Genomic DNA, 10,350 nt, shown 5'->3' with positions numbered 1-10,350 from the left:
CCTGTCCGGGGAATATAAAAGAAAAAAGCCCGTACTTTCGTACGAGCTCTTATCTTGAATATGGCGGTGAGGGGGGGATTCGAACCCCCGATACGTTGCCGTATACACACTTTCCAGGCGTGCTCCTTCAGCCACTCGGACACCTCACCATATTGTCATCCCGTTGTTGACGGGACGGGCGCTAATGTAAGGAAAAGCCGAACTGGCGTCAACTCACTTTTTCAGTAAATCAGCGCATTTAGACAAACTTCAGTCAACATGGCTTTTAAATGTGCTGAAAGCGCCTTTTTTATCAACAACGCGGTGGCGGGAAAAATTTGTTATGCTGGCAATCCAGTTGAAAATGAACACAAAACAGCGCAATAAAAGGCAGGAATGACTATGGATATAATCTTCTATCACCCCACTTTTGATACTGCTTACTGGATTAAGGCACTTTCGGCGGCGTTGCCCGGGGCGCGCGTGCGTGAGTGGAAACGTGGTGATAACGAACATGCTGACTACGCGCTGGTCTGGCATCCGCCGGTAGAAATGCTCCAGGGCCGTAAACTGAAGGCCGTTTTTGCGCTGGGCGCCGGCGTGGATTCGATTCTGAGCAAACTGAAAGCACACCCTGAAATGCTGCCGGAAGAGATCCCCCTTTTCCGTCTGGAAGATACCGGCATGGGCCAGCAAATGCAGGAGTATGCTGTCAGCCAGGTGCTGCACTGGTTCCGCCGCTTCGACGACTATCAGGCACTAAAACAGCAATCCCACTGGGAGCCGCTGCCGGATTATCAGCGCGAAGATTTTACCATTGGTATCCTCGGGGCTGGCGTGCTCGGCTCAAAAGTCGCTGAAGCACTTGCCCCGTGGGGCTTCCCACTGCGCTGCTGGAGCCGTAGCCGCAAGGATTATCCGGGCGTAGAAAGTTTTGCCGGCGCTGATGAGCTTCCTGCGTTCCTGAACGGTACGCGCGTGCTCATCAACCTGCTGCCAAATACGGCCGAAACGGTGGGGATTATCAATGGTGCACTGCTAAATCAACTGGCTGACCAGAGTTACGTAATGAACCTGGCGCGCGGGGTACACCTTGTTGAGTCCGATCTGCTGCAGGCGCTGAACAGCGGAAAACTGAAAGGGGCGATGCTGGATGTGTACAGCCGCGAGCCGTTACCGGCCGAAAGCCCGCTGTGGGCACATCCGCGTGTGGCGATGACGCCGCACATTGCAGCGGTCACGCGTCCGGCGGAAGCTGTGGCCTATATTACCCACACCATCAGTGAGATGGAGCAGGGCCATCCGGTAACCGGACAGGTCGACAGACAGCGCGGCTACTGAGTGAAACCCGGCGTTAGCCGGGTTTTTGCTAATATTCGCTGCAGATAACTGCTATCCTTTGGAAAAACCGCAGAGGAGAGAAAGATGTATCCCGTTGACCTGCATATGCACACCGTCGCCAGTACCCACGCGTATAGCAACCTCCATGATTATATCGCGCAAGCGAAACGCAAGGGCATTACGCTTTTTGCGATTACCGATCACGGCCCGGACATGGCAGATGCGCCGCACTACTGGCATTTTGTGAATATGCGGATCTGGCCACGTCTGGTGGACGGTATTGGGATACTGCGCGGCATCGAGGCAAACATTAAAAATACAGACGGTGAAATCGACTGTACCGGACCGATGCTGACCTCTCTGGATCTGATCCTTGCCGGTTTCCACGAGCCGGTTTTCGCGCCACAGGATAAAGAGACGAACACCCGAGCGATGATTGCTGCCATAGCCAGCGGCAACGTGCACATTATTTCTCATCCGGGTAATCCTAAATACCCGATTGATATCGAGGCTGTTGCCCAGGCGGCAGCGAAACACCGCGTGGCGCTGGAGATCAATAACTCTTCTTTTGTTCACTCGCGTAAGGGCAGTGAAGCAAACTGTCGCGCCGTTGCAGCTGCGGTACGGGATGCAGGCGGCATGGTGGCGCTGGGTTCCGATTCCCATACCGCGTTTACGCTGGGTGATTTTAGTGAATGCCTGAAAATACTGAATGACGTGGATTTCCCGGAAGACAGGATCCTTAACGTTACCCCACGCCGCATGCTTGATTTCCTCGAGTCACGCGGAATGGATCCGATTGATGAATTTGCCGATCTTTAATTGTGTAATGGAATAAAAAAATGAATGAGTTTTCCATCCTTTGCCGCGTGCTGGGTACGCTGTTCTATCGTCAGCCGCAAGACCCGCTGCTGGTTCCACTCTTTACCCTGATTCGTGAAGGGAAACTGGCGCAAAACTGGCCGCTGGAACAGGATGAGTTGCTGGAGCGTCTGCAAAAAAGTTGCGATATGCAGCAGATTTCAACGGATTACAACGCACTGTTTATTGGCGACGAATGCCGCGTTTCGCCGTACCGTTCAGCCTGGCAGGAAGGGGCGACGGAAGCGGAAGTGCGCGCGTTTCTCTCTGAACGCGGAATGCCGCTGACGGATACCCCTGCGGACCATATCGGAACGTTGCTGCTGGCTGCATCCTGGATTGAAGATCACGCCGCTGATGATGAGAACGAGGCTATCGAAACGCTCTTCGGAGCGTATCTGCTGCCGTGGTGCGGTACTTTCCTCGGCAAAGTTGAAGCACATGCGACCTCGCCGTTCTGGAGAACGCTGGCTCCGCTGACCCGCGACGCCATTGCGGCAATGTGGGATGAGCTGGAAGAAGAGGATGAAGAGTGATTTAGGTCACATAAATTCTGCAACCATACATTTCATCTTGCACGGAATGTGCATCTGATCTCATTTCCATGGCGCGCTTCTGCTAAGATGCGCGCCATGAACATATTACTTTGTATCGCATTCACGACAGGCATTCTCTCCGGACTATGGGGATGGGTGGCGGTCTCTCTCGGGTTGCTCAGCTGGGCCGGGTTTCTGGGCTGTACGGCCTACTTTGCCTGCCCGCAGGGCGGCGTAAAAGGGCTTTTTATCTCTGGCTGTACCCTGATGAGCGGTGTTATCTGGGCACTCGTGATTATGAAGGGCAGCGTGCTGGCCCCGCATCTGGAGATCCTGGGCTATATCATGACCGGCGTAGTCGCGTTTTTGATGTGTATCCAGGCAAAGCATATGCTGCTGTCGTTTGTACCCGGTACCTTTATGGGCGCATGCGCGACGTTTGCAGGGCAGGGGGACTGGGCGCTGGTGCTTCCCTCGCTAATGCTGGGGTTGGTGTTTGGCTATGCCATGAAGAACAGCGGCCTCTGGCTGGCCGCCAGACGGGATAAAGCGCAAAACATCAGTGCGGTAAGTGAATAAAAAAAGGCGAGATGATGATCTCGCCTTTTTTATGCGCTTCCTGTCAGGATTCCGGAGGCACTGACATATCGCGGTATTTAACCAGTATCGGGTTTTGCGCCTCTGCTTTGTTCTGCAGGTCCCACAATCCACGATCGATACCATCATTAATCAGGAAGATTACCCCGGTTTCTATGGCTGACATCAGACACATCATGACCGGTTCGTTAGAGGTATACCCGATTTCACCCTCCAGCAAACGCTGGTAATCGATGAAGCGGAAAACCCCGGCCTGCACTTCATAAGAAAGAATGGTTTTGCTGGTCGTTACCGAAGAGAGCACTTCGCCCGTGCTGACGTTGACGACACGCAGGTTTACGGCGATTTGGTCGAGCTGATATTGCGTATCAGCACCGATACCAAAGTAACGCGCGCCCACACCACCCGATTTAACGTTGCTTTCATAACCGATAATCGATCCCTCGATCATGACGTTCGCCGCAGCCAGTGATTCCAGCGGCATGCGGTTATTATTCGCAACGGTGCCATTTTCCTGCGCAGCGCGAATAATTTTCCGTTCATTTAACAGGTTCTGCAGACCCTGACGTTCCAGAGGAATAAACCAGTGCGAATCTTTCAGGGCGGTCACCAGCATGGCGGTGGCGCTCTGTGGCACTGCCGTAGAGAAGTTACTTGCCGGATAAGGTTTAAATTGTCCCGTTTCATCCTGAATGTTGTAAACCGAGACAAATATTTTACCGGTCGGCGCAGGTAAATGTGTTAAATCACGATAGCTTTGAGCCCGAGGCATTAATGTTGGTTTTGCAGCTTCTTTAGGTGGAGCAGTTAAACAACCGCTCAATAAGCACACTGCAACAAATATCAGGAAGCGCTGCATGATCGTTGTCCTTATTTCGTTGTTGTTTAAAAGTTCGTTGAATCACTTTGTAGACCGGAAACCTGAATGGTGGAGGTTTTCCCGGTTTTTCGATCGGTAACGTTCAACTGGAGTTGTCCGTCCTTGTTGGCGATGTCGACAATGAAGTCGTTGGTCACCATTCGGCCGGGTTTGCCGGTATTAATGTTGGTCAGCAACCCTCCCAAAATCTGCGACTGGATAGCCTGCGTGAAGTTGTCCAGTGCCGATGGGGTATCGACGCTAAAATCCTTAAAGCTGGGATCCTTATAGGAGTTTTGCGCCTGGGCTTCGTTCAACAGAAACGCCCCATTATTGGGATTACCGCCAAAGTTAGGGTTACGGAACTGGAACGTCATATTTCCGGCCCAGCTTATAGGGGTTATTAGCATTATCGAAACAACTGCATATGCAATACGCATGACAGCCTCCGGATATAGGTTCGCTAGAATTCGTCTTTTGCTAAATCGCTGGTGCTTAATAGCGCTTTATCAATTTGCAGGCGATTAATAGCATCTTCTGATTGAGCCAGTGCTAAGGCTACGTTTTTATCGAAGTCTATTTTCGTGGGGAATAAAAATGTTTGATAAATAACGTCCTGATTAGCCGTTATTGTTATCCAACTTCCCCATCGTGCACTGGGTCGCTCGTTGATTGTTATATTTCCAGTAAATGTACTGTCCCATTTGTCACTGAATGCACGATAAAAATTGTGCCCGACCGAGGAGACAGTGTGGTCTGTTAACAATCCGGGAACTTCGACCTCGACGGCCCGTACGTTCCCGGCAGCGAGCATAAAACTCGCTGCGGCGATCCAACTCAACGTGCGTTTCATTTGATTAACGCCTGAGGTTATCGTTTGCCCATGAAACAGCCTGAGTTCGGTTCTTAACAGCTATCTTCTTGAAAAGATTATAAAGGTGCGTCTTTACCGTATTTTCGCTGATAAATAACGAACGGGCGATTTCAATATTTGAAGCACCAATGCGCAATTTGTTCAGGATCTCTTTCTCACGGTGCGTTAGCAGCGCTGACTCTGAACTGTTATAGCGGTAATTTCCGGAGTGCGTGATGAGATAGCTGGCAAGTTTTTGCGAAAAATAACACTCGCCGCGCAATATACCCTGCAGACCTTCGACCAGCCGATCTTCTTCTTCCGTGATATAGAACACACCATTGATATGCGGCCAGCTTTCAATATCTCTGAAGGGATACTCATCAGGGGTATTCAATAATAACACGCGGATATTATTGTTTTTCCTGCTTAAATTATCTTGCCAGTAATGGATAAGCTTTTTATCCGCTTCCATCATATCAATCAGAATGATACTGCCAGGTGCAATATCATCAAAAGAACGTTGAATATTATGTAATTTCCCGTGCAGAGACAGCGATTGCTTTAAATGTTGTAATAAAGCGGTCGCTTGCAACGAAGGTTTTGTGATCAACAGTAACGTATGACCATGTAAACTTTGGACTTCATTATACATGATGAAACCCCACTTTTTTATGACACCTGACAGCGGTCCTCCAGATAAAAAAGAGGACCCCAGAAGTACTGACAGATGTTGCACTGCTGTGTGAAGAAAAAAACCATAACCTCCAGCAGGAGGTAAATATAAAACAAATTTCGTACATCTGATTTCAATCTAGCTATTACTAACTTTAAAGCAAGTGTTAAACGTGTAACAGGATGTAAAAATCAATATTAATTTGTGAAAATGGACTCTTTTAAATGTTGTGGAATGATAAGAAAGTTGTACATGTAAATAACCCTGCACAGATTTTAAAAATCATACAAATATTTATAATTGTTTGATTTTTATGAGTATTAATTATTTATTTCTTCCTGTAAAGAGGTATGAGTCACAGAGATTTTCTAAGTCCTGGAATGAACGATGCTGCGTCTTAAGAAAACAGGTCTCGTGTCACGTGTTGTGTAAAATGTCCTCCTGGCGTTTCGTTTAGCGTCCGTTGCATGGGGGCTTTACCCCTCTCGTCCCGCTGCACAATCGATTATTAAGAAAGGCTTAATAGAAAAATAAGAACCCCGGTCTATAACGTTTTTTTGCATGGAATTACTACTTTGAGGTGACGTGATAAATAAAAATAAGCCACGCGGGTGAGATATTTAAAATGTTTCGGCAGACATACTCATCACCGTAACGACGCGTTAACAAATTACGAGTCGTTCTAACACGAAGTCACAGTAACAAGGTTATGGCGTTATCAAATAGCCAGGTCCAGGGTGACAACATGAAAAATACATCGTTATTTATGATGTTTACATTACTGGGTGCGCCTGGATTTGTAATCGCGGCTGATTCAGATTTGGCTAACGCTGAATATAACTTCACGGTTAATGAATTAAGTCGTTCATCATTAAATCAGGCAGCCATTATTGGTCAGCAGGGCATGTTAAATGATGCTCAGGTTCGCCAGGACGGGTCAAAATTATTGTCCATTGTTTCTCAGGATGGCGCAGGCAACAGAGCGAGAGTTGATCAATCAGGGACTTATAATATTGCCTGGATCGATCAGAGCGGTAGCGCGAATGATGCAGGTATTACGCAAGATGGATATGGTAATAGTGCGAAAATTATCCAAAAAGGGTCGGGTAATAGAGCAAATATTACGCAGTACGGTACGCAGAAAACCGCAGTTGTAGTGCAGAGACAGTCGCAAATGGCGATTCGCGTTATTCAGCGTTAGTTATTTAGCGGCGACTTTAATCAATCCGATGGGGGTTTACCATGAAATTTATCAAAGTGGCAGCAATTGCAGCAATCGTAGTTTCTGGTAGTGCTATGGCCGGTAGTATTAATCAAGGCGGTTGGGGTAACGGGCATGGCCACGGTGGTCATGACAGTGGTCCAAATTCAACGCTGAGCATTTACCAGTACGGTGGCGGTAACTCGGCTCTCGCTTTGCAAACCAGTGCGAGAAATTCCACACTGACCATTAATCAGAGTGGCGGCGGTAACGGTGCTGACGTTGGTCAGGGCTCTGATGACAGCTCAATTAGTCTGACTCAGAATGGTTTCGGTAACAGCGCAACGCTTGACCAGTGGAATGGTAACCACTCGGTGATGAACGTTAGCCAGTACGGTGGTGGCAACGGTGCTGCTGTTGATCAAACCGCATCCGGATCCACTGTGACTGTTCAGCAGGTTGGTTTTGGCAACCACGCGACTGCACATCAGTATTAATTTCCAGTCTGTGCTACAAAAAACAGGGCATTTGCCCTGTTTTTTTTCGGGAGTTCATCATGAATACCTTAATTCTCCTCGCGGCGCTTTCCAGTCAGATCACGTTTAAAACATCGCAACAGGGAAATATGACCACCATTATTCCGCAGGTTATTCTGACGGAACCGTGTGAATGTCAGGTGCAGATTGTCTCTTTGCGACAGGGGCAGGGGGGGCAAAGTTCTTCACGGCAACAAAACACACTTTTTATTCCCGCTAATCAGACGATTGATTTAATGCGACTGAGTTTAAATATAGATTCCGGAGACAAGGTGAACATTACTGTCACCGTCTCTGACGGGAAATCGCTTCATTTATCACAGCAATGGTCCCCAGCGGGAAGTGCGCTCTAATGATTATGAAATCAAGACGTTGTGGATATGGCGGGCGTGCGCGGTTGAGCTATGCTGTTATCAGGAGCTGTGAAGTGCTGTTCCATAACGTGATGCTTTGTTTGCCCTAACGGAGCGCGTTTACCCCTCAAGGACGACTTTCATTGAGGAGTACATATAGTGACCAAATATTTAGCCCGACGGGTTTATGGTTTAGGTTTGATCCTCTCTGCATTTATTACCCCCGCTTTTTCAGCCACGATTGTCGACGGTGGTGTGATTCATTTTCGCGGCGCTATTGTCGCAGACCCCTGCGTGGTCACACCGCATCATGACGCGTTTGCAATGACATGCCCGGATAATAATCGGATGCAAACGCGCAGGGTCAGCTATGAAGATGTACTTAACGGTCAGGTCAACGATTCCAGCCTCGCAACTCTCAGCATGAAGTACCTTAATCCCGAAAAAACGCTCGCGGTTGTTCAAATTCAGTATCGTTAATTCTCGCTCTTCCGCTCCCCGGCGGAAGAGGTTTTTCCCCGATAGTTTTTTATCCATACCTCCTCTGCGATACACTTAAGAAAAAGGCGGGTAGCAGAGGGTACGTATGAAACCGCAAATTGAAGTCATTCATGGCGATATTACGACGATGCACGTCGACGTGATCGTTAATGCGGCCAATCCATCACTGATGGGCGGGGGCGGTGTTGACGGCGCAATCCACCGGGCTGCAGGACCGCAGCTCCTTGAGGCCTGTAAAGCTGTGCGTCAGCAGCAGGGTGAATGTCCTCCGGGTCATGCGGTGATTACCCTCGCGGGAGATCTTCCTGCCAAAGCGGTGATTCACGCAGTGGGGCCTGTATGGCATGGCGGCGATCGGTATGAGGCGAGTATTCTGGAGGAGGCGTACCGCAACTGCCTGCGCCTGGCAGCGGATAACGGCTATAAGACGATGGCTTTTCCGGCTATCAGCACTGGGGTATACGGATATCCAAAACCTGCCGCTGCCACGATCGCGGTAGAGACCGTTTACCGATACCTCTCCCTCAAGCCGATGCCTGAGAAGGTGATTTTTGTCTGTTTCGACGAAGAAACCACACACCTTTATCAGCGGCTTCTCACGCAGCGTGGACAGGACGTAGAGAGCTAAAACAAACACGGCGCACTGAGTGCGCCGCGTTTGTTTATGAGGCTTTAGCCTGTGGTTTTCCTGAAAAGAGGAAACGCAGGAGCGGGATCCGCAGATGGATTTCATAAAGCACGATGGCAATCCCAATCACAAAGACCAGTCCGGTAAAGAAACCCAGCGTGTTGGACGCAATATGTGGCGTGATATAAGCGCCGAAGAACAGCGTCAGCGGGTGGTGCACCAGGTAAATAAACAGTGAAGCATTGACGAAGTAGGTCACGCGGCTGGACTTAAAGTTCAGCAAGCGGTGTCCCAGCGCGAAGACCACATTCACCATCCACAGACCCAGCAGCATGGTGATCACGCTTTCTGTTTCATACATCCAGCCATCGCCGCTGCCATAGCGCTGATTTAACAGATAGGCCGCAAACGCGATAGCGGCACCCAGGGCGCACCATGGCGACGGGGTGGTAAACAGCGATTTAAGTTTGGGATGAATAAATGCCAGCGCACCGGCTAAAAAGAAGGGGATGTAAAACAGCGACTGCATCACGACGAAATTGAACAGCCCGTCACTCAGTATCGGCGGATACACGATAAATAGCGTGCGTCTCACGGCCGCATAGGCGATACCCAGCAGCAAAAAGAGCAGAGACAGTTTACCCAGCGTAATATTGGCGAAGAAGGTATCGGCCTGGGTACTCAGGCGATGGCGCAGGCGGCTGAAAATGACCAGGCTGACCGTGGTGAGCACCACCAGGACCAGCAGGAACCACAGGTGAGACACCAGTTCCCAGACCAGGGTATTGTACTTTTCATACAGCGTCAGATTTGGCCAGTTCTCCGCTTTGCCTTTGACGTACTGCAACATAATAAACTGCGGCAACGTCAGCAGGGGAATGGCGGTCAACATCGGAATGCCCACACGCTCCACGCGCACTTTCCACCAGCGTTTTACCGGGTAGCGTAAGAACAGCATGTAGGAGAAATAGCCGGATATGACAAAAAACACCTGCATACGAAAGGCATGGATAAAGTCATTAAACAGCGTGAGCCACCAGGAAGGCATCTGGCTATTCACATGCCAGGTGTGGCTGGAGTAAATCAGTGAAATGTGAAAGGGGATCCCCAACAGCATCAGCCATGCCCGGATCGAGTCGAGGAAATATTCACGTTCTACAGGTGTTGAGCTCATATAACTTTGTGCATTCTCAGACTTTTCGCCTTATCCCTAAGACTCATAATGGTTACATTCGAAGCCAACCCTACACCAAGACCGACACCCTGTCTCCAGGATAAGCACGCAAAGTGAAAAGCGGGTTCTTTCATTTGCTTAATCCATGAGCCAGCGAGCTGAACAAAGCAGTGATAATGTTGTCGGATTGCCTGAGTTTCCATTAAAATGGATCGGATCGATATAAGCACACAAAGGGGGAAGTGCTTACTTATT

Annotated in this window: 14 protein-coding genes and 1 tRNA gene; 9 read left to right on the top strand and 6 right to left on the bottom strand. The window is 49.4% G+C overall.

What is annotated here, in order from left to right; genetic code table 11:
* Window positions 1-61: 61 nt before the first annotated feature.
* Window positions 62-149: transfer RNA gene (locus L466_RS07190), tRNA-Ser, on the bottom strand.
* A gap of 232 nt (window positions 150-381) precedes the next feature.
* On the opposite strand from L466_RS07190, the gene ghrA reads away from it, so the two are divergent.
* The 4 genes from ghrA to L466_RS07210 all read left to right on the top strand — a co-directional run bounded on the left by ghrA (window position 382) and on the right by L466_RS07210 (window position 3,296).
* Window positions 382-1,320, top strand: a complete 939-nt coding sequence (ghrA, locus tag L466_RS07195) for a glyoxylate/hydroxypyruvate reductase GhrA (protein ID WP_020884704.1) — start codon at window positions 382-384, stop codon at window positions 1,318-1,320.
* Between the two features lie 84 nt (window positions 1,321-1,404).
* Complete coding sequence (locus L466_RS07200) at window positions 1,405-2,142, top strand: phosphatase (RefSeq protein WP_014169516.1); 738 nt, start codon at window positions 1,405-1,407, stop codon at window positions 2,140-2,142.
* Between the two features lie 20 nt (window positions 2,143-2,162).
* The gene (locus L466_RS07205; protein ID WP_014169517.1) at window positions 2,163-2,717 is read left to right on the top strand and encodes a TorD/DmsD family molecular chaperone; all 555 of its coding nucleotides are present in this window, start codon (window positions 2,163-2,165) and stop codon (window positions 2,715-2,717) included.
* Between the two features lie 96 nt (window positions 2,718-2,813).
* Window positions 2,814-3,296, top strand: coding sequence for a DUF1097 domain-containing protein (locus L466_RS07210; protein ID WP_074439190.1), 483 nt, complete (start codon window positions 2,814-2,816; stop codon window positions 3,294-3,296).
* A 43-nt stretch (window positions 3,297-3,339) separates the two neighbouring features.
* On the opposite strand, the gene csgG is transcribed toward L466_RS07210, so the two are convergent.
* From csgG to csgD, 4 genes are read right to left on the bottom strand one after another with little or no spacing between them, the layout of a single operon-like run.
* The gene (gene csgG, locus L466_RS07215; RefSeq protein WP_014169519.1) at window positions 3,340-4,173 is read right to left on the bottom strand and encodes a curli production assembly/transport protein CsgG; all 834 of its coding nucleotides are present in this window, start codon (window positions 4,171-4,173) and stop codon (window positions 3,340-3,342) included.
* A 26-nt stretch (window positions 4,174-4,199) separates the two neighbouring features.
* Window positions 4,200-4,613: a curli production assembly/transport protein CsgF gene (csgF, locus tag L466_RS07220; protein ID WP_020884701.1), complete on the bottom strand. Its 414-nt coding sequence runs from the start codon at window positions 4,611-4,613 to the stop codon at window positions 4,200-4,202.
* Between the two features lie 23 nt (window positions 4,614-4,636).
* Complete coding sequence (gene csgE, locus L466_RS07225) at window positions 4,637-5,026, bottom strand: curli production assembly/transport protein CsgE (protein ID WP_020884700.1); 390 nt, start codon at window positions 5,024-5,026, stop codon at window positions 4,637-4,639.
* A gap of 4 nt (window positions 5,027-5,030) precedes the next feature.
* A complete protein-coding gene (csgD, locus tag L466_RS07230) occupies window positions 5,031-5,681 on the bottom strand; it encodes a biofilm master transcriptional regulator CsgD (RefSeq protein ID WP_020884699.1) in 651 nt (216 codons plus the stop codon).
* Window positions 5,682-6,447: 766 nt separating this feature from the next.
* Between csgD and csgB the strand changes: the two genes are divergently transcribed.
* The 5 genes from csgB to ymdB all read left to right on the top strand — a co-directional run bounded on the left by csgB (window position 6,448) and on the right by ymdB (window position 8,921).
* The gene (csgB, locus tag L466_RS07235; RefSeq protein WP_020884698.1) at window positions 6,448-6,903 is read left to right on the top strand and encodes a curli minor subunit CsgB; all 456 of its coding nucleotides are present in this window, start codon (window positions 6,448-6,450) and stop codon (window positions 6,901-6,903) included.
* 41 nt (window positions 6,904-6,944) lie between these two features.
* Window positions 6,945-7,400, top strand: coding sequence for a curli major subunit CsgA (csgA, locus tag L466_RS07240; protein ID WP_014169524.1), 456 nt, complete (start codon window positions 6,945-6,947; stop codon window positions 7,398-7,400).
* Between the two features lie 59 nt (window positions 7,401-7,459).
* Window positions 7,460-7,792: a curli assembly chaperone CsgC gene (gene csgC, locus L466_RS07245; protein ID WP_014169525.1), complete on the top strand. Its 333-nt coding sequence runs from the start codon at window positions 7,460-7,462 to the stop codon at window positions 7,790-7,792.
* 159 nt (window positions 7,793-7,951) lie between these two features.
* Window positions 7,952-8,272, top strand: coding sequence for a fimbrial protein (locus L466_RS07250; RefSeq protein WP_014169526.1), 321 nt, complete (start codon window positions 7,952-7,954; stop codon window positions 8,270-8,272).
* 106 nt (window positions 8,273-8,378) lie between these two features.
* Window positions 8,379-8,921 (top strand): O-acetyl-ADP-ribose deacetylase, encoded by a 543-nt coding sequence (gene ymdB / locus L466_RS07255; RefSeq protein WP_032681269.1) that lies wholly within the window; start codon window positions 8,379-8,381, stop codon window positions 8,919-8,921.
* A gap of 34 nt (window positions 8,922-8,955) precedes the next feature.
* Here ymdB and mdoC read toward each other — a convergent pair whose 3' ends face one another.
* Window positions 8,956-10,095 carry a glucans biosynthesis protein MdoC gene (mdoC, locus tag L466_RS07260; RefSeq protein WP_014169528.1) on the bottom strand — a complete coding sequence of 380 codons (1,140 nt, stop codon included), beginning with the start codon at window positions 10,093-10,095 and terminating at the stop codon, window positions 8,956-8,958.
* Window positions 10,096-10,350 lie beyond the last annotated feature (255 nt).

The organism is Enterobacter sp. BIDMC 30 (assembly GCF_000534355.1).
Lineage (GTDB): Bacteria > Pseudomonadota > Gammaproteobacteria > Enterobacterales > Enterobacteriaceae > Enterobacter > Enterobacter ludwigii.
This window is presented reverse-complemented; position numbering and strand designations above follow the sequence as displayed.